Raw genomic sequence first — 23275 nt, forward strand, 5'->3', positions numbered from 1 at the left:
TCCTTTAGAATTGGTAATCCAGGTTCACGTAGTAGAAAGTCCCTTCGGCGCCATCGGGCACGATGTGCGCGTACTTGACGAGGTTACCCGAGGTGCTGCGTGAGGCACCGGTGGACTTGTCGGGGTGGGTGTTGAACAGGTTGTTGCCGCCTACCGACAGGGTGAGGTTCTTGCTTACGTCGAAGGCCACGTCCAGGTCCGTTACCCATTGCGGGCTGTAGCTTTTGTCATAGCTTTCCTGGCCTTCGGGTGCTTTTAGGCTGTAGGTGCCATAGCGCGTGGCGGCCAGCGTGGTGTGCCAAGGGCCATAACTGTGACGGGCTTCCAGGCGCAGCTTGTTGTTGGGCGCTGCGTCTTCGGCCAGGCTGATGATCCGCCGCCCGATAGGGATGTTATCGGTGCCCGCCAGCTGGGGAATGTTGGCCACATCGGTCACTTTGGTCCGGCCTGCGTTGAACGCCGCCGAAAGGTCGAGGCGCCCGAGGGTGTGCAGGTCAAGCTGCTGCTTGCCGACGATGTCGATGCCTTTGGTCTCGGTATCCATCCCGTTGGTGAAGTAGCTGGCGCCGATGATCGTGTCGTAGCCCGCCTGGCTGAGAATGTCGCGCACCCGGCTACCGGTCAGGTTTTCGGTCAGCACAACGCGATCACGCAAGGCAATCTTGTAGGCATCGATGGTGATCGAGCTGGTGTCGGTCGGCCGCAATACCAGGCCAAGGGAGTAGCTGGTGGACTTTTCCGGCTTCAGGTCGGTAGCACCCAGGGCCCGCGCGGCGGCACTGTCGGCAGGGAACATGTGGATCAGCGAGTAGTAGTCGGTGCCAGCGAGGATCTGCCCATCGGTGCGCTGATAGCCCATTTGCGACAGCGACGGTGCGCGATAGCCACTGCTGATGGTGCCGCGCAGTGCTACGCGGGGGGTGAAGTCATAGCGTGCGCTGAATTTGCCGGTAGAGGTGCTTCCGAAGTCCGAGTATCGCTCAACACGGCCGGTGACACCGAGGTTGAGTTTGTCGGTGAGCTGGTGTTCAACACCACCGTAGATGCCCAACACGTTGCGCTTGTAGACGCCTTCATCGGACGGGCGATAGCCTGAGCCCGGGTTGGGCGTCGAGCCGTTGGCATTGCGGTAATCGCCGGTCTGCCAGGATTTGTCGTCACCGGCGAGCTCTTCGAAGCGCTCGTTGCGCCAGGCGATCCCGGTGTTCACGGTAAACGGGTGCGCCAAGCCGGCCAGTTCCAGGTCGTTGACGTAATCCAAGGTGGCGTTGTTCTGATAGAAGCGGAATTGGCCGGAGTAGTTCTTGGTGGTGTCCGAAGCATCCACGTAGGTTGGGTTGAGTGTGACGGGCCGGTAGTAGCGCGAGCGGTTCTCGCCATGGTTTACCGAGAAGTCGAAGCGCCCCCAGTTGCCGGCGTCGTACTTGAGGCCGGTGGTGGCGCTGATATCCTCGGTTTTTAGCGTGACCTCTGGCACGTAGCCGGACGGGTAGACGTCGCGGCGGTTGTTGGCGTTGAGAGGCGTGACGAATGGAGTATTGGCGCGCACCCGGTTGTAGCTGTAGGTGGCGGTGGCGTAGGTACGCAAGGCATCGCTCAGGCCCATGTCGGCGTTGGCGGCAAAGCTGTAGCGGTCAGCCGCCGAGTCCCCGGTGGCCCAGTGCCGATCAAAGGGAATCTCGCTGCCATCGGCGTTGTAGAAATGCCGTTCATCACTGGCTGCTGACTGAGTGCGTTGCTTGTCCAGGCCATCGACGCTCAGGGTCAGAAAGCCATCGCCAGGCAGGGCAAAGCCTTTCCAGCCGCCATAGCTTTTGCGCAGCCCATCGCCCTTGGTGTACTGACCGATACGGGTGCTCACACCACCCCCACTGTCGCGCTCCTTGAGGACGACATTGATCACCCCAGCGATAGCGTCCGACCCATACTGCGCCGAGGCACCGTCGCGCAGTACCTCGACATGGTCGATCGCGCTGACGGGGATGGCGTTGAGGTCGACGCTGGTCGAGCCCCGGTCATACACGCTGCCGATGTTGAGGATGGGCGAGGTGTGTCGGCGCTTGCCGTTGACCAGCACCAGCGTCTCGCCAGGCGGCAGGCCGCGCAATGAACCGCCTCCCACGGAATACACAGCATCGGCCTGCTGCATGGCCTGAGGAAAATGAAAGGACGGCAGCAAGTTCTGCAAGATGCCGCTCAGGCCGGTGCCAGGCGCCCGTTGCAACTGTTCGGAAGTAATCACATCAACTGGCGAACTGCTGGTCAGCGAGGTGGCATCGGAACGGTGGGTACCCACGCTGATGACCGGGTCCAACCGGACTTCGTTGGCGGGGATGGCCTGCACTTCAGTGCCCTCGGCCGCGGCGGCGAAAACCGGGGTAGGGCTCAATACCTGACTGACAGTCCAAAGGCTGAAGAAAGAAAACATGACGGGCCGAGGCCGGTAATTCGCGTACATCAATGACTCCCCAATGTGTGTTAAGGCGCCGACAATAATTAACGGCGATTTATTAGGGAAATAACTTTTGTCCGCGAATTGAATAAATAAGGAAATATAATTAACGGTAAATTCAGGTATCACTTTTAGTGAGGTGTGTGGGGCGCGGAAGTTGGTGCGGCGTACAGCTGTTCTGCGAAGTTTTGAATGAAATTACGCATCCACATGGCCGCCGTGTCATGGCGCAAGTGTTCATGCCATTGTAAAACCATGGTCTGCGCTGGGAAGTCAAAGGGCAGTGGCAATATTTGCAAGGGGTACAATTTGCTCATTTCCCTGGCAAATCGGTTAGCCAACGTGGTCAGGTATTCGGTACCTACCAGCATGGGCGCAATACTGGCGTAGGATTCGACCATAACGCCTTGTTTGCGCTCATGGCCCAGTTCGGCCATCTGTCGAGCCTCGAAGCTGGGCGCGCCCGAGTGGCCGATATAGCGGACGACGTGCTCGAGAGCTAGATACCGCTGCAGATTCCAGTGTGGGCCGAGGCTGGGATGATTGGCGTCGGCGAGCACGCAATAATGGTCGGTGTAGAGCACGGCACTGGGCAGTTTCGGGTCGTGCAAGCCGATGGGGCGGATGAAGAAGTCGACTTTTGCCGGGTCGGCGGCCGACCCCAGAATATTCAGTTTAGTGTGTGGCGCCGCCTCGCGCAGGTGCTGCATCAGCGGTGCCAGCAATAGTATCGAGTCGATGTCCCCGGAATGAATTCGGAAAACCCGGTCAGATTGAAGCGGGTCGAAGTTCTGCCGCAGGCCGATGACGTGTCGGGCTCTTTCCACCACGTCGCGCACCGGGTCGCAGAGTGTTTCGGCGAAGGGCGTCTTGACCAGTTTGCGACCGCGGGGCACGAATATCTCATCGCCAAAGTGAGCGCGGATTTTCGCCAGCTGCGCGCTCACGGCCGCTTGGCTGATGCCAAACCGGGCAGCCGTACGGTTGACGCTTTCTTCGGTGAGCAGCACATCTAGCGTGGCCAGCAAGTTCAGGTTCAGGTCGAGGTTGGCCATGTCTGGTGCTCCGTTATGCCATGCGCGTAAAGCGCCAGGGAGCAGTTTATGGACATTTGTCACACTGCGGTTATAGCGAATTCTTCCATGGTTAAGCCGAACAGGCCGGCGCTATCAGGGCGGGTGCCGGGCGGATGACGGACGGCTTGCAGGCGCCCACCGGGGGTGTTGTCGGGGGCAGTAGGACTGCCTTGTTCAAATCGATGTGCAGATATAATCCTGCGCCGTCGCTGACCCGTTGTGTCACCTGGGCGATGTGTTGCGGGGCGATCTGGATGTGGACCTTTACGGCGCCTATGTGTGCCACGGCCACATGATGCCCGCCCTGAAACTGCACGCCTGTGAGGTGGTCCACCGACACCGACAGGGCTTGCGCCGAAGGCATGGGGGCCAGGCGCATATGTTCCGCACGCAACGCCACCGAGGCATGCCTGGTGTGGCTTGCCAGGTCATTGGCCAAGCGCAGGGGCGCGCCGAGGCCCAAGTCGTAATCGCCCACCGGCGCACTGTCGCTGACCCTTATCGCCTGCAGGATGTTTTCGAAACCGACGAAGCTCGCCACGAAGGCCGAGGCGGGGTGATTGTACAACTGCTGGGGGGAACCTACCTGTTCCAGCCGGCCCTCGCGCATGATGGCCACCCGATCCGCCAGGGCCAGGGCTTCGGCCTGGTCGTGGGTGACATACACGGCTGTGAAACCGAGTTGCTGATGGAGGTCACGCAACTGCTGGCGCAGGTGCAGGCGGAGTGTGGCATCGAGGTTGGACAGCGGCTCGTCGAACAACAACAGCTCAGGGCTGGCAGCCAAGGCGCGAGCCAGCGCCACGCGTTGTTGTTGGCCGCCGGACAGCGCGGCTGGATAGCGCTTGGCCTGCTCATCCAGACCAACCAGGCGCAGCGCGTCCATAGCGACTGCGCTGGCACCGTGGCGAGACCGGCGTGCCTTGACCGGGTAGGCCACATTATCTAGCACGCTCATGTGTGGCCACAGCGCGTAGCTTTGAAAAACCATGCCCAGATCGCGCTTGTGCGGCGGGATGAATACTTTGCGGGTCGGGTCGGCGACCGTGCTCCCGGCGATCTCGATACGCCCGCTGTCAGGCCGCTCCAAGCCTGCGATACATCGCAGCGTGGTGGTCTTGCCGCAACCGCTAGGGCCGAGCAGGACGAAAAACTCTCCAGGCTCGATGGTCAAGTCCAGGCCATTGATTGCCTTGGTGGCATCACGATTGACACCGAAGCGCTTGCGCACCTCATGCAGGACGATACGACTCATCACGGTTCCGTTCAAATGGGTAGGATTTGCGCCACAAGGTGCGTAGTGCTCGGTGCAATGCCAGTAACAAGGGAGGGGTCAGGATCAAGGCCAACAACAAGCACAACAGCGCCGCCGCAGCCCCTGTCTGGCCTCGGGTATTGAAGGTGTAGATCAGCGTGGCCAGGGTCTCCAGGCCCGGACCGCCCAGCAGCATGGGAATGTCCAGTGAGCCGCAAATGCCGATCAGGGCCAGGTACCAGCCCACCAGAAACCCCGGCATGGACAAGCGAACGGTGGTGTCGAGCCAAGCCTTGAGAGGGGCTACACCTGAAACCCGTGCAGCCTCGTTGAGCGATGGATGGATCTGCGCGACGCTGGCCTGGCCGATCTGCATCGCCAGCGGCGTTAGCGACACCACCAGGGCGATGCTCATCATCGCGAAGGTGCCGTACAGTGAACGCAAACCGGGCGTATTGACGTACGCCCAGGTAATCGCCAAGGCCAGTACCACGCCCGGCATGGCCAGCGGCACCAAGGTTGAAAAGCGCAGCAGGTGCTGCATGCGCCTGGGCAGGCTCAGTTGCAGGTGCGCCAGGCCCATGCCCAGGGCTGATGTCAGGGCGCCGACGCTGGTGGCTAGCACCAGTGTCGAGATCAGCGCGTCGGCCACCGAAGGGTTGTACAGCACGCTACGGTAATGCACCGCGCTCAATGCGCCCACCACACCCGGAAGCGGCTGGAACGAGGCATAGACCAAGGTGGCGATGGGCAGCAATTGGGCCACGCTGATGTAGAACCAGACGAGGGCCGCCAAAGGCCAGCGCACCACCCCCAGTTCCATGGGCCGCGGTCGTGCCGCCTTGCCGCCGATTGCGACGAAACTGCGCGCACCGGTCAAGCGAATCTGCACTGCAATGGCTACGGCCAGAACGCCGACCAGGCCCAGCGACACCACGCTGGCCGCGGCATATCGCGGTTGTGGCAAACTGAGCCAATCGTACAGTTGCACTGCCAGCACGGGAATGTTCGCCGGCACGCCGATAATCATGGCCAAGTCGAACACCTCCAGGCCACCGATCAAGGCAAACAATGCAGCGCCAGTGAGCGCGGGTGCAAGGCCGACCAAGCTGATGCGCCAGAAGGTGACCCAGCCACCACGGCCGCATACCCTTGAAGCCTCGTCCTGCTCATGGCTCAGTGCACGCACAGGTCCTAGCAGGAACAAATAGGTAAAGGCGATGCAGCGAAATGTATTGACCAGCGCCAAACCGGAGAACGATTCGATGTTCACCTTCAGTCCCGAACCGAGGCCCCTGAAGACGCTGTTCATCAGTCCAGTGTAGGGATTGGCCAGCAGCTCGTAACCCATGGCATAGAACAAGGTGGGCAACGAGAACATAACCACCATCGCCGGGGTTACCCACGTTCTGCCGGGAAGGTTGCTGCGCACGGCCAGGATGACCAGGCTCGCGGCCAGTGGCAGTGCCACCAGCAGGTTGATGAGCGATAACCACAAGGCATTGACGATGGCCTTGTGCAACTGACGATCACCCCAGACCTGCGCCCAGGCCTGCAGGGTCCAGTCCCCCGACTGCCCAGGCGCCCCATCACGCACTGCACCTAGCACCAGGCTCAGCAGAGGACCGATGTAGAAGACCGCCACCGCCAGCGTAAGCCCCATACTGAGACAGGACAGCTTCGACCAGCGCCACCGCAGGCTTGGCAGGTTCATCAAGCCGTCGCCTTCAAACGGTCACGCTCAAGGGCGCCCAGGCGGATGCGTTGCAGCAGTTCAGCGGCCAGTTGAGGGTCGGGATCAGGGTCCCCATCGTATCCGACCGAGAATATTTCAATGCCCAGGTCGTAGTAGTCCAACACGGCGGCGGCAACGGTTTGCGGGCTGCCGACAAAGGGCGGGCCACCCATTCCATACTTCAGCAAGCCGGTATACAGCGCTCGGTCATGCCAGTGCTGGTCGCGCGCGGCCTGGTGCAGGCGCTTGAGACCTTCGCTTTCGACCTGTCGTGGATCGATCTGGCGGGCCTGGTCCTGCGCCAACTGTTGGGCAAGCTGTTCGACTTTGGCGCGGGCCTGCTCATCGGTCGGTGCCAGCACGAAGTTGGCGTCCCGCCAGAAGCGCAGTTGGCGTCCGTGCCGCGCGGCCGCTTCGCGTACCCGCACCAGCAGTTGATGGGTCTGGGCAAGCGGTTCGGGGAACAAGGCATAGCCGTCCATGTGCCTGGCTGCGAAATCGATCCCTTCGTCGCTGGCCCCGGCCGAGGAAATGAACGGCAGGGGTTGTTGTAGCGGACGGATTTGCGACCAGCCCTGGCGCACGTCGTAGAACTCCCCAGAGAAATCGAACGGCTCTTCGGCGGTAAGGCTGCGTTTGAATATCTCGATGTATTCGCCACTGCGGCGATAGCGCCCCGATTTGTCCAACAGGTCGCCATCGCGTTGCTGCTCGCGGTCCTGTGAGCCCTGAATCACGTGCAACGACACCCGACCGTTGGACAGCTGGTCCAGGGAGGCGAAGGCGCGTGCTGCGAGCGTGGGTGCTTGCAAGCCCGGGCGATGCGAGATGACCGCCTTGATCTGGCGGGTCGCTGCCAGGCTCCAGGCAGCCAGGCTCCAGACATCGGCACTGGAGCCGTTCTGGGCGATCAGCATGGCATCCAGGCCGTTGCGTTCGTGGCTGGCGGCGAGCGCTGCGAGCGCGGCCGGATCCAGCTGATAAGGTTCGGGGACGGCGGGGTGACTGAACACCGCCGACGGTTTTTTACCGGCTGGGCTGACACGCCCCATGCCCAGTCGACCGCGCAATTCGATGGCCATCAGCAGGCATCCTCCAGGGTTACCAGGCTTGCGCTCGCTTGGCCCAACCATTGGGGTTGGGCCCACTGCGCCACATTGAAATCGTTGTGGATGAACCCGTTGGCCAGCAGCCAGTTCTTGCCGATATCCAGCGCTGCGAGGTTTTGCGGGGACAATGAAGGGGTGAAGTCGACACCGTCGATGACCTGCACGACGTCCTCGACGGTGGCGTCGTAGGTCACCTCATGAAAGATTTTTGCCGCCTCGAGGGTGTTCTGTTTGATCCACTGTGCGGCGCGGATATTGGCGCGTAACCAGGCAACTACTACCTCGGGGCGCTCAGAGACCAGCGCGCGCGAGGCCACCAGGGTATAGGGAGTAGTGGCAATCCGCGCGACCCAGTCGGCCGACGCTGCCAGGTTTTCCAGGACTTTGAAGCGGCCAGTGCGCTCGTAGATCTGGGCGCGGCCTTGGGTGGTGTAGATGGCATCGACCTCGCCACGGTCCAGTGCTGTCAGTTCGGGCGTGAACGCCAGTTGCAGGACTTTTTGCTCTTTGCTCGTGTGAGGTGTCTGGCTGCGCCACGCGCCCGGTGCCGGGGCGTGTGACACATCGACCCAGTGCACGGCGTCGGCAGCGAGGCCGGCCTGCTGCAGGGCGATCTGTACGCTGCGCAGCGAGTTCGCTCGCCACCAGTCCACGCGTGACGCATCCTGGCTATGTGAGACACCAATTCGCCGGCCTTGCAGGTCGGCAAGACGCCACAGCGGGGCATCGGCACGTACGACGATCTGTCCGCCCTGGTTGATATCGGTGCTGCCGATCAACACCGTGTCGCTGTGGTCGGCGCGGGCGGAAATCGCCGGTACATTACCGCCATCACGAATCTGGTAGCGGTCGCTGTGCCGCGAATGGATGACCGCGCCCTGGCCGCTGGGGTGTGACTCGAGGCCGGTAGCCCGGGCATCGACGGCTGCCAGTTCGCTTTCCAACCACCCTAAATGGCGCGAGATGTGCGACGCCACGAATACCGGGCAAATGGAATAGAACGGTTGCTTGGCACTCATGGCTGGCTCCTCTGCAGGGGGGAAGTGGCAGGTGTATCTTCAGCGGCGATGTACTGCCGCGTGAGCCTGATCAAGTGCGCCAGCAGTTCACGGTCTTCAGTGGTGATCAGATCGTTGCCGTCGACGCTCTGGTATTCGCACAAACCGCCCAAGGTGATGCAGGTCACCCCGGCGCGGTAGTACTGGACAATGGCTTGGGCGACGCGCTCGGGGCTTCCGACCAGCGAGGGGCCGTGGCCGGTCAAGCGGCTCAGGCCCAGGTAGAGGGCACCCCCCGGGAAGTCATCGCTGGCCGCCTGGGGCGTTGCCGCTGGGGGGCGAGGGTTGGCTTCCAGGAAGCGCTCCACTTCTCGGGTGATGGCTACCGCCTTGGCCCAGGCCTGCTCATCGCTGGGCGCCAGAATGACGTTGAACGCCCCCGCCCAGAAACCTGCCAGCTGGCGCTGATTGCCCTGCGCCAGCTCTTTGATCTCGGCGATACCCTCGGCGACTTCCCCGGCCTGGCTGCCAGCTACGGCCCAGACATCGGCATGCCGAGCCGCCAATGATTTGCCCACTGGCGAGCCTCCTGGAAAATGCAGGCGTAGCCCCGCGATGGGTTTCACCGTACTGAAGGCGCCCTGTACGCGGTAGAACTCACCTTGATAGTCGAAGGGTTCAGTGCCGTGCAGCGTCTGCTTGAAAATCTCCAGGTACTCCTCGGAGCGGGCATAGCGCTGCGCCTTGTCCAGCAGGTCCCCGTCACGGCGCATATCCTCGTCGGTACGGCCCTGTAACAGGTGGGCGTGCAGGCGGCCTGCCGACAGCTGCGACAGCGTCGCCAGGGTGCGTGCCGCCAAGGTTGGCTGTTGCCAACCAATGCGTAACGCGCCCACCAGATGCAGGTCTCGCGTGGCAGCCAACGCCCAGCCGCAACAGGCCCAGACGTCTGGGCGCGAACTGTTGGTCGGAATCAGGCTGCTGTCGTAGCCCAGTGCTTCCTGTTCGCGTGCAGCACGGATGATGGTCTGGCTGTCGGCCGTGCTGCGCTGATCAGCCTGAATGAAAAATGCGGCATAACGACCGGCGGGCGTGTCGCTGAGCGGTGTCTTGCCGTTGAATGGAATGCGCCCGCGGATTTCTATGGGCATGGGTTCTCCTTGGCCGGCCCGTGTGGGCCTAGGTACGATGAGGGAGGGCTTCTGGCAGCGGCAGGGGAGCAGCGGCCTTGTCGAGGGCGTGCGCACCGTCCCGGAGTGTGTCGATCAGCGAACTGAGCAGGCGCAGTTGCACAGGATCGCTCAGGGATTGCCCGTTGGCGGAGAAGCGATTGGCAATCCCTCCCAAGGTCAAGGTGGTGACGCCTGCGGCATAGAAGCGCAGCAGGTGTGCGGCCAGGGTGGTGACGCTGCCTACCAGGGTGTAGCCGTGGCCACTGAGCGCGTTGAGGCGTGGGTACCAGGGGCCGCTGTGCTCGGTGGGCGTGCCGAACTGCTGCAGAGCCGCTTGAGCGTTGCCATGGTCGTAGCCAGGTGATTCGCTGACGCGCTGGTCCCGCTCCAGTTGATCGGCGACGCGATGGGCGATGTCCCAGGCCTGATCGTCGTCTTCGCCGAGAATGATGTTGCAGTCACCCCAGTAGCCGAGCGGGCGGGTACGGCCGAGTGCCTGGGCGCGCTGGCGGATGCGGGCTATCGCTTTGCGGGCGGTTTCCAGGGTAGCGATGGGCACGCTGTAGATATCGGCGAATTGCGCAGCCAGGTCCACCCCAGCATCGGATGTGCCAGGAATCGATATCACCGGGCGCGGCTGGCTGATCGGCTGGACATCAGCCTGAGCGCCCTGGATCTGGTAGTACTGCCCTTGATAGTCGAACGGCCCACCGCCCTGCAGCGTGTTGAAGAAGACCTCGAGGTATTCATGTGCAAGGGCATACCGTGCAAGCTTGTCGAGGAAAACTCCATCGCGTTGCATGTCCGCGTCTTCGCGGCCTTGCAATACGTGCACGGCCAAGCGCCCGTTGGACAAGCGATCCAGCGTGGCCACGGTGCGAGCGGCGACGGTCGGTTGTTCGATGCCGACACGGTGCGCCGAAACGATGCGCAGGCGTTGGGTGGCGCTCAACGCCCAGCCTGTGACAGGCCAGACTGCAGGCCCGGTCGCCCTTTGAGGAAACAGGCTGCTGTCAAACCCCAGCCGCTCTTGCTCCTGTGCCGCGGCGACGATGACCGAGGGTGCAAAGGCGCCGGCCGTGCGTGGCCGGTAGAAGCCCAGGTAATGATCGAATGCAGTGCCTTCGGCGCTCGCCGCGTGAGACGGGATACGCGCCCGTATATCGATTGGCATTTGTAATTTGCCCCGTGGAAATAGAGGGGCAAACTAACCGGAGTTAAAAGATCTGAGAAATACCGTTTTAAAGCGGGCGTGGATTAAAAAGTAATATCCAAATTTCTTATTGTAGGGTTCGAAAATGATTATGCTTCAATTGCTGTGTCGTTCAGGGTTATAGCTGACTGACTGCGTATTTCAGTTGAAGAAACTAAGTCTCGGGTTATATCTCGTGGCTTGCGCTGCAGCGTGTTGGAACTCAGTCCGATAATCAGTTTGAATTGCAGTTTCAAAACTAATGACACCGGTTACAACTAGGGTGCCCAGCGCGTTGTGATTACGCCCTGAACCATTGGGTTCCGCCGGCAAAAACTGCGCAGCGGCCCCATATCTGTGTACCTACTTGCTGGCAACCGTCTGGCTCGCCGCCGGGCAGCTCTGGGCGTTGAGGAAGTGCGATGTTTTCAGCCATTTCTGCTGCGGGTAATAGGCAAATACATAGCTGCCGCGCCCCAGCGTATCGATGAGCTTACCGGCAATGGCCGGCCGCACGGCCGGGCAACCCTGGCTGCGCCCCAGGCGGCCGAGCCCCGGCACGACCTTGGGATCGGCATAGGCGGCGGCATGCATGACGATCGCCCGCGACATGCTGTTGTCGTTGAAGCCCGGCTCCAGCCCTTGCAGGCGCAGCGAGCGGCCGTGCTTGCCGCTGTAGGTTTGGCCGGTCTCGTACAGGCCGATGGAGGATTGGTAGCTGTTCGGGGTGTTGGAGAACGCCGTCGGCACGTCGGCACCGCTGTTCTTGCCATGGGCCACCCACTCCTCGAACAGAAGCTTGCGGGCGCGGAGGTCGAACACCCACAGGCGCTTGTCGCGCGAGGCCTTGGAATAGTCGATCACCGTCAGCAACTTGTCCCCGTCACTCTGGCTGGCGCATTCGTAGGCCGTGAGTGCCAGGTCCAGGGTCGCAAGGTTGGCGTTTGGCGCCAATTGCTGCAGCTCGGCAGCAGTCGGCAGTGGTTGTGCGTGGGCGGCCTGCCAGGCACCGAGGAAAAACAGGCCAATACTGGCCAACGAGAGCCGCACGGCTCCCCGCAAGGGTTCGAACATCGACATGGATCCCCATTGAAAACCGGCCTGCGAAAATAGCCAAGGATCAGCTGATTGCAGGCCAAAGGCCGCTACTTTGCTTGATTTTTAGGGTGTTGCCGATCACTTTTTGACCAATGGTTTAGGTTCTTCACTGTCTTCGCCGGTGATGACGGTGAATTTTCCGTTGCTACGGGTCTCCCGGGTGGAAGCCCAATCGGTGATCACCAACATCGTGCCAACGTCCATCGCTTCACGCAGGTGACGCTGGAAGTCCGCAGTCATGTTCAATTTTCCCAGCTGCTCGTAGGGGCTGTTCCCGTACTCGGGATTGCTCAGCCCGACCACCGACCAGCGCAGGGGCAGCCCGGCCTCCAGGGCCAAGGCCGATGGCTTTTCCAACAGCGAATACACCGCCATGCCACTGCGGTTCCGGGTGCTGTCCAGCGACAGGGCAGGGGCCGAGCCGACCAGCTGGCCGCCGCGGAACACGTAGGCGCGCAGGTCGGCGCGGCTGATCAGGATCGACAGCGGCCCCGACGCCGGGTCCGGGTCGTTCCAGAACTGTTGGTTGGTCAATACCAGCGGGCCCTGAGCCTTGCCATCGCTGACCGTGGGGGCCAGCACGCCGGGGTGGTAGACCTCCACCGGTGCGCTATGGGTATCGGAAACGATGACAGTGGTCGAACTGAAACCGGTGACTTCGTACAGCTTCTTCGCGAATGCCAACGGCAGGCGCACGCAACCGTGGGAGGCGGGGTAGCCCGGCAGGTGCCCGGCGTGCAGGGCGATGCCATCCCAGGTCAGGCGCTCCATGTAGGGCATCGGTGCGCTGTTGTAGAGGCTGGACTTATGCTCGACCTTTTTCTGCAGGATGCTGAACACCCCGGTGGGGGTTTCCCGACCGGGCTTGCCGCTGCTCACGGTGCTGACGCCTATGGCGATGCCGTTGCGATAGACATAGGCACGTTGCTCGGTGAGGCTGACCACCACGGTCACCGGCCCGACCGGGGAAACCTGCGGATACCAGAGGAACTGCCCTGGCTTGAGGTGTTCGAGCTGGCTCTTGAGCTGAGCCGGGCTCGGTACCTGCAGTGGCGCAGCCTCGACCGAGGCTGCAGCCATCAACAGTGCCAATGCGAGCGGTAAATGCGACATCGAATCGTTCCTCCCTGAGCCCTGTGGCCAGCTTAGTCGGAACGTTCGCCATCGGGCAAACCCGCGCGTCAGCCGGGCTGGGCCGCCAGGCTGTTGCTGACGTTGCGGCCCAGCACCAGCACGGTGACGATCCCGCAACCGACCAGGGCGGTGGCCAGGCTCAGCAACACCGAGCTGCCCATCTGGTCGACGATGCGCCCGCCGAAGAACGATCCCAGCGCAATGATCACCTGGAACATCGCCACGAACAGCGGCATGCCGCGCTCGACGTCCTTGGGCGCGACCACGAACATCCAGATGCTGGCGCAGGCCGGGAAGGCGCCGAAGGCGAAGCCCCACAGCGCGATCAGCATCGCCGCGCCGGTCATGCCGGTGGCGAAGTAGGGGAACAGCGCGGTACTGGTGGCGATCATCAGGCCGACCAGCAGCAGGGTGTGGCGCACGCTGCGGTTGGCGGCGAAGCCAGCGAAGACGTTGCCCAGCACCCCGGCCACGCCGTACAGCAACAGCAGCGAGCCGATGGTCGGCCCATCGAAGCCGGCGCGCTCCTTGAAGAAGGGCGCCACATAGGTGTACGCGGAAAAGTGCGCCAGGCCGATCAGCAGCACGGCGATCAGCCCCACCCGGGCTTGCGGGTTGATGAACAGTGCCGGCAGGTCGCTGATGCGAATGGCCTTGTCCGGGGCGAGCCGCGGCAGCAGCAACACCTGCGCCAGCAGCACCGGCACGCCCAGCGCCGCGGTGACCAGGAACGTCATGCGCCAGCCCATCAGGCCACTGAGCCAAGTGCCGACGGGCACGCCCAGCACGGTGGCCAGGGTCACGCCGACCATGATGATCGAGGTGGCCTGGGCGACCCCCACGCCCTTGGGTGCCAGGCGCCCGCTGAGGGCGATGGCCGTGGCCCAGAAGCCACCGATGCTGATGCCCAGCAGTACGCGGCCGAACAGCAGCAGGTTGAAGTCGCTGGCATAGGCCACCACCGCGTTGGCGATGATCATGATCAGCGTCAGGCCGACCAGCAGGTAGCGGCGGTCCAGCGCGCCGATGCCTACCGACAGCAGGGGGGCGGCGAGCGCGGCCATGATGCCGGGCAGGGTGACCATCAACCCGGCGTGGCCGGCACTGATGCCCAGGTCGCTGGCGACATCGTTGAGCACGCCCACCGGGAGGAATTCGCTGGTGACCAGGGCGAAGGCGCCGACGGCGACCGAGAGAATCGCCAGCCATTGCTGCCTGACGCTGCGTTGATTGTCGTGAGGGAGGCCGGGAGCGGCCGGGTTCGGGCTTGGCATGGTATCGGGTTCCAAGGGGGATGGCGCCTGGGGCAGGCGAATGGAGCGGGGAGAATCGTGAGGGGATTGTAGGGGAGGTGGCTGGGGAGGGAAGAGGTGGGCGCTTCGATAGTAATCATCAGCGGGATTGATGGGATCGAACTTGGCGCTCGATCCCATGAGTTGCACGTAACTGCTTCCGGGCTTTCAGGCGAACCGCTCGAACCGATACGGGCTCGGGTCGATCAATGGCGCTTGCTGCGACACCAGGTCCGCCGCCAGTTGCCCGGCCGCTGGCGAAGTGCCGAAGCCGTGCCCGGAGAAGCCGGTGGCCAACGTCAGGCCCGGCACGCTGGCGACGGGGCCGATGATCGGGTTGGAGTCCGGTGTCACATCGATGGTGCCGGCCCAGGCCGAGGCGATGCGCGCCTGCTCGAAGACGGGCCAGGCCGCCCGCAGGTTGCGCAGTGCGTCATCGTTCAGGGTGGTGTTGGCGGCAGGGTCCTGAACCCGGACCCGTTCGAACGGCGACACCTGCGAGGCATTCCAGCTGCGCGCCAGGGCCAGGTCCTTGAAGAAATACTTGCCGAAGCTGATCTTCAGGAAGTCCCTCTGCGCCCGCAGTTGCGGCAGGAAACGCGTGCCCAGCAGCAGGTGGTCGAGCGTCAGGAAGGCGTCCAGCTTGCCGCGCTGGGTGATGATGAAACCGCCATCCTTGTGCTTGCGGAAGGAGAAATCCGGCGCGCCGACGGCGATGTCGGTCGGCCCCTCCATCGGTTCGGTACGCAGCACCGAGCAGGTCAGTGGCAGCGTCGGCAGGTTGATCTTGAGGTTGCCGAGGAACTTGCGCGACCACAGGCCGCCCGCCAGCAGCACCTGGTCGCAGCGGATCTCGCCTTGCTCGGTGACCACGCCACTGACCCGGCCAGCGGCTGTCACCAGGGTGCGCACCGCACAGTTTTCGACGATCAGCGCGCCCTTGGCCATGGCGGCGCGGGCAATCGCGCTCGAGGCCAGGGTCGGTTCGGCACGGGCATCCGACGGCGTGTACAGGCCACCCGCCCAATCGCTGCGCCCACCGGGCACCAATTGGCCGATCTCGCGGTTGCTCAGCAGGCGCGAGTCCAGGCCCAGGTGTTCGACGCTCTTCAGCCAGCCTTCGTGCATGCCCATCTGCGCGTCGTTGCGGCCGACGAACATGATCCCGGCCTGGCGGTAGCCCACGTCGCTGCCCACGCGTTGGGGCATTTCTGCCCACAGCCGGTCGGCTGCCAGGGCCATGGGGATGTCGGGAGCGTGGCGGTTGGTCTTGCGCACCCAGCCGAGGTTGCGCGACGACTGCTCGCCGGCGATGCGACCCTTCTCCAGCACCACCACCGGAATGTTGCGCTCGGCGAGCGTCAGCGCGGCGGTGAGGCCGATGATGCCGCCACCGATGATCACCACGGTGGTGGCGTCCGGGTGGCGGGTAGCGGTGTGTACAGGGTCGATCACAGGAGACATGGCTTTACTCAGGCGGTAAGTGGAACGTGCGGTTGCTCGGCGACGGCACGAGCCGTCACTGGCCCAGGCGGATCAGCGACACCTCGGCGCGCGAGGCGCCGCGGTAGGCGGTGACCTCCAGCTCGACCTTGTAGATGGTCGAGCCGAGCGGCGGGCAGGTGACCGTGGTGGCCGGGTCGATGCCGCGGAATTTCTCGCCGATGGCCTCCATCACCCGTGGTACGTCGGCCGGCTCCTGGATGAACACCCGCGAGCAGACGACATCGGCCAGGCTCGCATCCACTGCGGCGAGGGCGGTTTCGATGTTGGCGAACACCTGGTGCAACTGCTCGATCACGTCTTCGGCGATCAGTTGTGTCTGCGGGTTGCGTCCGGCAGTGTTGGACACGTAGATCCAGTTGTCCACCGCCACCAGGCGGGAATAGCTGGCCATGTCCTCGAACTTGGAGCCGGTCTTGAGTTTGGTGATCTGGGTCATGTGAAACTCCTTGTGGATACGTGTGCAGGGTTAGCTGAGAACCGGGGTTTCCCAGAGGTTGAGTTTCACGCCGATACCGCGCTCGAGGGCATTGCGATACACCACGGTGCCCCAGGCCACGTCTTCGACCGGCATGCCGCCGACCGACATGAGGATGATTTCCTCATCATTGAGACGGCCCGGCGCATCGCCGGCGATGATCTTGCCGATATCCTCGACCTGCTCGGGGTGCAGCGTGCCTTCGGCGATCATGTCCATGAAGCGCACGCCCACCAGCGGCACGTGGTTGTGCGCAGGCTTGGGCAGTTCCTCGAACCAGGCTTCGTAGAGGCCGGTGTTGTCGACCACCTTGCGCACGTCGGCCTGCTCCATGCCAGCATCGATGCTGCATGGCGCGGGCATGGCCAGGAAGGCGCCGGGCTTGACCCACTCACGACGTACCAGCGGGTATTGCGACGGATCGCCCACTTCTCCGGAGCTGCAGTAGCTGACCAGGTCCGAGCCGCGCACCACTTCTTCCAGGGTCTGCACCACCTCGATGGTGGTGATCTGTGGGTAGTGTTCCTTCACCCAGCTGACGAACGCGTCGAGGTTCTTCTGGCCGCGGCCTTTGAGTTTCAGGGTGTCGACTTGCGGGCACACGGCCATGAAGGCGGCCACGGTGGTCTTGCCCATCACGCCAGGGCCGGCGAGGCCGATGACCTTGGAGTCCTTGCGCGCCAGGTGGCGGGCGCCGACGCCGGGAATCGCGCCGGTGCGGTAGGCCGAGAGCAGGTTGGCCGACATGTGCGCCAGCGGCGCGCCGGTGTCGGCGTCGTTGAGGGTGAGCATGAGGATCGAGCGCGGCAGGCCTTTGTCGCGGTTGGCGATGTTCGAGCCATACCACTTGGCGCCGGCGGTCTGGAAGTTGCCGCCCAGGTAGGCGGGCATCGCCATCATGCGACGGTCGGCTGTGGGCTTGGGCATGGTGGGGAACGGCGAATGCTCGGGGAAGGTGATCATCGCGCCATGGGAATCGCTGTTGGGGCCGGCCATGCGGTAATCGCCGTGATACAGCAGGCCGAACATTTCTTCCATGGTATCGACGCAGGCGGGCATGTCGGTGACGCCGGCGCGGATCATGTCCTGTTCGGAGAGGTAGATGAAGTCGATGCGGGTGTCGAGGGTCATAGCGGGTCTCACTGCGCGGGCGGCACGCACAGGCGCCGCCGCGATGGGTGTTGTTGTTGTGCTTCGCTCGCAAGGAGGGTGATCAGGTACCTGGAAGCTAGGCGCAGTTTCGCTAACGACCGGTAGGTAATCTTGTGCGAGCGTGCCAGGCGGGTTGTCGCTGCGTGACATGGGGTGCGTTCGTCGGGGTATTTGCTGTGCCTGTGAGATCGAGCGCCGCCCGCGCGGCGCTCGATCTCAGCGACGATGCACCTCTTGAGTCGAACACCGCGAAGCGCCGGCGCAAATCTCAAGCACACGCCCCACTCAAAACGGCACAGCCACCGTCAACTGGCTATACACATTGGTGCCATTGCCACCCACCTGATTCCCCCCGTTGCTCTCATCCTTGCGCGGCTGGTAGAACCCCACCAACGGGCTGATGATCAGGTGCTCGTTCACCGCCCATTCCAGATAGAAATCCAGCTCCCGCGCATCGAGATTCAGCGCGTCGCGGGTGCGCACGGTATCGAAGTCGAAATACAGCGCGCCGACCGTGAGGTTTTCCAGCGGCGTCGCCTTCAGCCCCACGTGGTGGATGCCGGTGTTGCTGTTGAAGGGCCCTGCATAGTTGGCGGCCACCTCACCCTGGAACCAGGTGCCGTAACCACTGGAAAGGCCGCTGAACAGCGAGTCCCACTCTGCCGAGTAACGGGTATAGCGATAGGTCAGCTGTGGCGCCCACGGCAGGTGGGCGAAGGTATACCCGGCTTGCACGTACCAGGCCTGCTCCGGGCCGCCGCGCTTGTCCTGCCAGGCGTACTCGAAGGCGAAGCTGGCGTTCTCGATGCCGGCGTTGCCTTCGCCGCGCAGGCTGTAGACGTCCATGCCCTCGCGGGCCTTCTGGAACTCGCTGGCCCATTGGTCGGTGACGTCGATGCCGTGGATCCAGGTCAGGCCCAGGGTGCCCAGGGCATGGGTGTAGTCCAGGGTGCCGGCGGCCAGTTCGGTTTCGGCCTGGGCGCGGTTGTCGGACTTGAGCCACAGCAGGCTGCCGTGCAGACCATCCGTGCCGCCGAGCTTCAGCACGGCAGTGCGATCGAAGGCATGACGGGCGGCCAGGTAGTAGGCACCGCCTCGGTTCAAGGCTCCATCGGCTACGCCCTTGCCCAGGTTGGGGCCGTCGTCGTTGAGCAGGAAGCCATTGCCCAAGGTCACCACCTGGCGCCCGCCGGACACATCCACGCCATCCTGGCCCAGTAGCGGGAACAGATCGCCCGAACGCCAGCCCAGGTAGGCGTCCTCGATCTTGGTGGTGCGTTCGGAGCCGTCGGTGAAACCGCCCGCATCGCCATCGCCCCAGGTGGCCGAACTCACCCAGTTCAGACCGCCATACAGCGTGCCATTGCCGGCCAAGCCCTGGTCGCCGCTCAGCCCGTACTTGATGAAGCCCTCGCGCCAGGTCGAGCCCCCGGTGGTGCCATCGTAGTTCTTGCGGCTGTTGAACATGCCCCACACGGCGAGCATGTCGGCGTTCAGGTGGCTGTCGTCGTCGGCGTAGAGCTCGTAGGCCGGCGCGGCCTGGCTGGCGAGTAGCGTCGCCAGGGCCAGGGTGGACAGCGTTTGCGGTTTGACCATTGCACATCCCTCGTTGTTATTCGTGGGCACTCCGTTGGCGCGAGTGCCGTCGCGGTTGGCGGCGACCTGCTATTAGCGCTTGTCGGAGCGGGCAAGGTCTTGTCCCTCGCTGCCAAGGCGCTTGTACGCCCTGGCCAGGAGGGGGAGGAGCGGGCGGTTGCTCAGTAACGCATCATCACCGACTTCAACTCGGTGAAATCATCGATGAACGCCGAACCGAACTCCCGACCGATGCCCGAGGCCTTGACCCCGCCAAAGGGCACGGCCGGGTCGAGCAGGGTGTGCATGTTGACCCACAGCGTGCCGGCCTGGATTTCCGGGATCAGGCGCATGGCCTTGCCCAGGTCGTTGGTCCACAGGCTGGCGCTCAGGCCGTAGGGCGAGGCGTTCATCAGCTGCAGCAGTTCTTCCTCGCTGTCGTAGGGCAGGAAGGTCGCCACCGGGCCGAAGGTTTCCTGGTTGAGCAGGGTGTCGCTGGCCGAGTTGGCGAGGATCACCGTGGGCTCGACGAAGCATCCCGGGCCGTCGCCGATGCGCCCACCGTGGATGATCTGGCTGCCCTCGCGGCGGGCGATGGCGAACAGCTCGGCGAGCTTCTGCTGGTGTGGCTTGTTGGCCACCGGGCCGAACTGGGTCGTTTCGTCCAGCGGCGAGCCGATCTTCAATTGGCCCAGGCGCTGCGACAGGGCCTCGAGCAGGGGTTCGATGCGCGAGCGGTGCACGTAGAAGCGCTCGCCTGCGGCGCAGATCTGCCCCGAATGGAGGAAGCCGGCCTCGATGATGCCGTCGACGGCTTTGTCGATGCCAACATCCGGCAGGAAGGCCACTGCGTTCTTGCCGCCCAGCTCCAGCGTCGCCCGGGTGAGCTTGGCGCCCATGGCGGCCTGGCCGACGGCGATGCCCGTGGGTACGGAGCCGGTGAACGACACCTTGTCGGTGCCTGGGTGCTCGATCAGCGCCTTGCCCACCGCGCCGCCCCCTGTAAGCACGTTCAGCGCACCCGCCGGCAGGCCGGCTTCGCTGGCCAGTTCGGCAATGCGCAGCAGCGTCAGCGGGGTGAATTCGCTGGGCTTGATGATGATGCTGCAACCGGTGGTCAGCGCCGAGGCCAGCTTCCAGATGGCGATCATGGTGGCGAAGTTCCAGGGCACGATGCCGACCACCACGCCGATCGGCTCGCGCAGGGTGTAGGCGGTATAGCGCTCGCCGGCGAACGAGGGCAGGGAGGGGGTGATGGTCTGGCCGGTGATCTTGGTCGCCCATCCGGCGTAGTAGCGCAGGAAGTGTGCGGCCTGTTCCACCTCGAAGGCGCGGGAGATGCCGATCAGCTTGCCCGACTGCAGGGTTTCCAGTTGCGCCAGTTCCTCGCGGTGGGCTTCCAGCAGGTCGGCCAGCTTGAACAGCACGGCGGCGCGAGCGGCGGGGCTGGTGCGCGACCAGGTTTTGAAGCCTTGGCGCGCCGAGGCCACGGCCTGATCGACGTCGGCCTGGGTAGCGTCGCTGATCTGGGCGATGACCTGGCCGTTGGCCGGGTTGACCACGGCGATTTTCGCGTTGCCCTGGCTGGCCAGGTTGTGGCCATCGATGAACAGGCCGTGCTCGCGGGCCAGGAAGGACGTGACGGCAGGGAGCAAAGTGATGTCGCTCATGCGAACTCCGGGAGGCAGAGGGCGGCCGACAGGCTGCCAAAGCATCGAGCATAGAGAGCGGGCAGGGCAGGTTCTTGCGTCTGCGTGACAGGGGCATGACTGTGGCTGCCAGCAAGCGAGTGCGCGCTGGCACGCAGCGGCAAGGACTGCGGCAGCCATTGGCAAGACGCCAGGCGACCCGTGGCGCACAGTGATCATTCGTTCAACGCCATAAAAACAAGCCGGGGCATCACCATGTCACTCAACAACAAGCTCACCGAGCATCTCAACCGGGGCAGTGTCGGCTTCCCCACTGCGCTGGCCAGTACCGTCGGGCTGATCATGGCCAGCCCGGTGATCCTCACCGCGACCATGGGCTTCGGTATCGGTGGCAGCGCCTTCGCCATCGCCATGGTCATCGCCGCACTGATGATGCTGGCGCAGTCGACCACCTTCGCCGAGGCTGCTTCGATCCTGCCGACCACGGGCTCGGTCTACGACTACATCAACTGCGGCATGGGCCGGTTCTTCGCTATCACCGGCACGCTGTCGGCGTACCTGATCGTGCATGTGTTCGCCGGCACCGCCGAGACGATCTTGTCTGGCGTGATGGCGCTGGTGAACTTCGAGCACCTCAATACCCTGGCCGAGTCCGCCGGTGGCTCATGGCTGCTGGGGGTGGTCTTCGTGTTGTCGTTCGCGGTGCTCAACGCCTTTGGCGTCAGCGCCTTCAGCCGCGCCGAGGTGATCCTCACCTTCGGCATGTGGACCACCCTGATGGTGTTCGGTGTGCTCGGCCTGATTGCCGCCCCGGCGGTGGAGCTGGACGGGCCGTTCGGTGTCTCGCTGGTGGGTACCGACCTGATGACCATTCTTTCGCTGATCGGCATGGCCATGTTCATGTTCGTCGGTTGCGAATTCGTCACGCCACTGGCGCCGGAGCTGCGTCGTTCGGCCTGGGTGCTGCCACGGGCGATGGCGCTGGGCCTGTTCGGCGTGGCCAGTTGCATGTTCATCTATGGCGCGGCAATGAAGCGCCAGGTGGAAAACGTGGTGCTCGATGCCGCCACCGGTGTGCACTTGCTGGACACGCCCATGGCCATTCCGCGCTTCGCCGAGCAGGTGATGGGCGACATCGGCCCAGTGTGGCTGGGCATCGGCTTCCTGTTCGCCGGCGCCGCCACCATCAACACCCTGATGGCGGGCGTGCCGCGCATTCTCTACGGCATGGCGGTCGATGGCGCGCTGCCCAAGGTCTTCACCTACCTGCACCCGCGCTTCAAGACGCCGCTGCTGTGCATCCTGGTGGTGGCGCTGATCCCTTGCCTGCACGCCTGGTACCTGGGCGGCAACCCGGACAATATCCTGCACCTGGTGCTGGCGGCGGTGTGTGCCTGGAGCACGGCCTACCTGCTGGTGACCTTGTCGGTGGTGATCCTGCGCATTCGCCGCCCGGACCTGCCACGGGCCTACCGCTCGCCGCTGTTCCCACTGCCGCAGGTGGTATCGAGCGTGGGCATCCTGATCGGCATGGCCTTCATTACCCCGCCGGGGATGAATCCGGCCGACATCTATGTGCCGTTCGCCATCATGCTGGGGGGCACCGCTGCCTATGCGCTGTTCTGGACGCTGGTGGTACAGAAGGTCAACCCGTTCAAGCCGGCGCGGGTCGAGGATGTGCTGGCGAAGGAATTCGCCGCCGAACCTGGCCATGTGGTGGAGCACTTGCAGCATGATCAGACGTTTGCGTGAACGCCTGCTGGCGCCGCGTGCGCCAGCAGGTTACCGGCCCGGGGTCACCCTCGGGCACCTGGGGCGCAACCTCGGGCCGCTGCCGATGGCGCGGCCGGAGCCGGCGCTGGGTGTGCTCGATGCGCGCGAGCAAGGTTGGCACGCCGTGGTCCGCGAGCGGGTCGAGGCGCACTTGCTGATGCACGTGGTGACGTGCGAGTTCCAGCTCTGCGTGCCTGCCCTGCAACGGGGCGAGGTGCGTCTGGAACTGCGCCATGCGGGTACGATTCGCCGGACCGGTGTGAGCGTGGTCTACCGTGGCGGCGACCGCCAGCGTTTCACCCAGGTGCGCGAGCATCTGCTGGATGAAGCGGCATTGCTGGCAGCGCTGATGCCGCTGGACTTCAAGCGCCTGGCCCTGGAATGCCGCGACGGCCAGTGGCACCTGGCCTTGGAACACATGGGGGGCAGTGAAGTGGTGAACCGGCTGCCGGCGTTTCGTCGCTACATCAAGGTCAGCCCCGAGCAGCGCGAGCATCTGCTGGCCAGCCTGGCCTGCTTCAGTGAGGCGCTGCAACGAATCTGAGCCATTCCTGGCACTCCCTTTGCTACTGCTTTCGACCGAATATGACAGTTGTGCGTGCATAGTTAACATGTTATCAATGCGCCCATAA

18 protein-coding genes are annotated in these 23275 nt (G+C 63.7%); 2 read left to right on the top strand and 16 right to left on the bottom strand.

What is annotated here, in order from left to right; genetic code table 11:
• Nucleotides 1-4: 4 nt before the first annotated feature.
• The 16 genes from IAE37_RS10175 to IAE37_RS10250 form a co-directional block, all read right to left on the bottom strand.
• Complete coding sequence (locus IAE37_RS10175; RefSeq protein ID WP_201172963.1) at nucleotides 5-2389, bottom strand: TonB-dependent receptor plug domain-containing protein; 2385 nt, start codon at nucleotides 2387-2389, stop codon at nucleotides 5-7.
• Nucleotides 2390-2583: 194 nt separating this feature from the next.
• Nucleotides 2584-3507 (bottom strand): LysR family transcriptional regulator, encoded by a 924-nt coding sequence (locus tag IAE37_RS10180; RefSeq protein WP_201172966.1) that lies wholly within the window; start codon nucleotides 3505-3507, stop codon nucleotides 2584-2586.
• A 91-nt stretch (nucleotides 3508-3598) separates the two neighbouring features.
• On the bottom strand, nucleotides 3599-4783 hold the full coding sequence (locus IAE37_RS10185) for an ABC transporter ATP-binding protein (protein ID WP_201172969.1): 1185 nt from the start codon (nucleotides 4781-4783) through the stop codon (nucleotides 3599-3601).
• A complete protein-coding gene (locus IAE37_RS10190; RefSeq protein ID WP_201172973.1) occupies nucleotides 4761-6497 on the bottom strand; it encodes an ABC transporter permease in 1737 nt (578 codons plus the stop codon). The genes IAE37_RS10185 and IAE37_RS10190 overlap by 23 nt, the downstream gene beginning before the upstream one ends.
• Nucleotides 6497-7600, bottom strand: coding sequence for an LLM class flavin-dependent oxidoreductase (locus tag IAE37_RS10195; RefSeq protein WP_201172976.1), 1104 nt, complete (start codon nucleotides 7598-7600; stop codon nucleotides 6497-6499). The genes IAE37_RS10190 and IAE37_RS10195 overlap by 1 nt, the downstream gene beginning before the upstream one ends.
• A complete protein-coding gene (locus IAE37_RS10200; protein ID WP_201172979.1) occupies nucleotides 7600-8646 on the bottom strand; it encodes an ABC transporter substrate-binding protein in 1047 nt (348 codons plus the stop codon). Before IAE37_RS10200 ends, IAE37_RS10195 begins: the two co-directional genes overlap by 1 nt.
• Complete coding sequence (locus IAE37_RS10205) at nucleotides 8643-9776, bottom strand: LLM class flavin-dependent oxidoreductase (protein ID WP_201172983.1); 1134 nt, start codon at nucleotides 9774-9776, stop codon at nucleotides 8643-8645. The genes IAE37_RS10200 and IAE37_RS10205 overlap by 4 nt, the downstream gene beginning before the upstream one ends.
• Nucleotides 9777-9804: 28 nt before the next feature.
• On the bottom strand, nucleotides 9805-10971 hold the full coding sequence (locus IAE37_RS10210) for an LLM class flavin-dependent oxidoreductase (protein WP_201172986.1): 1167 nt from the start codon (nucleotides 10969-10971) through the stop codon (nucleotides 9805-9807).
• 381 nt (nucleotides 10972-11352) lie between these two features.
• Nucleotides 11353-12063, bottom strand: a complete 711-nt coding sequence (locus tag IAE37_RS10215; protein WP_442967790.1) for a murein L,D-transpeptidase catalytic domain family protein — start codon at nucleotides 12061-12063, stop codon at nucleotides 11353-11355.
• 102 nt (nucleotides 12064-12165) lie between these two features.
• Nucleotides 12166-13200, bottom strand: coding sequence for a L,D-transpeptidase (locus tag IAE37_RS10220; RefSeq protein ID WP_201172990.1), 1035 nt, complete (start codon nucleotides 13198-13200; stop codon nucleotides 12166-12168).
• 68 nt (nucleotides 13201-13268) lie between these two features.
• Nucleotides 13269-14495, bottom strand: a complete 1227-nt coding sequence (locus IAE37_RS10225; protein ID WP_201172993.1) for an MFS transporter — start codon at nucleotides 14493-14495, stop codon at nucleotides 13269-13271.
• Between the two features lie 186 nt (nucleotides 14496-14681).
• On the bottom strand, nucleotides 14682-15977 hold the full coding sequence (locus tag IAE37_RS10230) for an NAD(P)/FAD-dependent oxidoreductase (RefSeq protein WP_201172996.1): 1296 nt from the start codon (nucleotides 15975-15977) through the stop codon (nucleotides 14682-14684).
• A gap of 55 nt (nucleotides 15978-16032) precedes the next feature.
• The gene (locus IAE37_RS10235; protein ID WP_201173000.1) at nucleotides 16033-16455 is read right to left on the bottom strand and encodes a RidA family protein; all 423 of its coding nucleotides are present in this window, start codon (nucleotides 16453-16455) and stop codon (nucleotides 16033-16035) included.
• Nucleotides 16456-16485: 30 nt separating this feature from the next.
• Nucleotides 16486-17625, bottom strand: coding sequence for a tyramine oxidase subunit B (locus tag IAE37_RS10240; RefSeq protein WP_201173001.1), 1140 nt, complete (start codon nucleotides 17623-17625; stop codon nucleotides 16486-16488).
• Nucleotides 17626-17931: 306 nt separating this feature from the next.
• Nucleotides 17932-19242 (bottom strand): alginate export family protein, encoded by a 1311-nt coding sequence (locus IAE37_RS10245; protein WP_201173003.1) that lies wholly within the window; start codon nucleotides 19240-19242, stop codon nucleotides 17932-17934.
• 161 nt (nucleotides 19243-19403) lie between these two features.
• Entirely contained in the window at nucleotides 19404-20891 is a 1488-nt protein-coding gene (locus IAE37_RS10250) for an aldehyde dehydrogenase family protein (RefSeq protein WP_201173005.1), read from the bottom strand.
• 234 nt (nucleotides 20892-21125) lie between these two features.
• On the opposite strand from IAE37_RS10250, the gene IAE37_RS10255 reads away from it, so the two are divergent.
• Both IAE37_RS10255 and IAE37_RS10260 read left to right on the top strand, forming a co-directional pair.
• Complete coding sequence (locus tag IAE37_RS10255) at nucleotides 21126-22622, top strand: APC family permease (protein ID WP_201173006.1); 1497 nt, start codon at nucleotides 21126-21128, stop codon at nucleotides 22620-22622.
• The gene (locus tag IAE37_RS10260) at nucleotides 22603-23187 is read left to right on the top strand and encodes a DUF3156 family protein (protein WP_201173007.1); all 585 of its coding nucleotides are present in this window, start codon (nucleotides 22603-22605) and stop codon (nucleotides 23185-23187) included. Before IAE37_RS10255 ends, IAE37_RS10260 begins: the two co-directional genes overlap by 20 nt.
• Nucleotides 23188-23275 lie beyond the last annotated feature (88 nt).

It is taken from the genome of Pseudomonas sp. S31 (assembly GCF_016648105.1).
In the GTDB taxonomy this organism is placed as follows: Bacteria; Pseudomonadota; Gammaproteobacteria; order Pseudomonadales; family Pseudomonadaceae; genus Aquipseudomonas.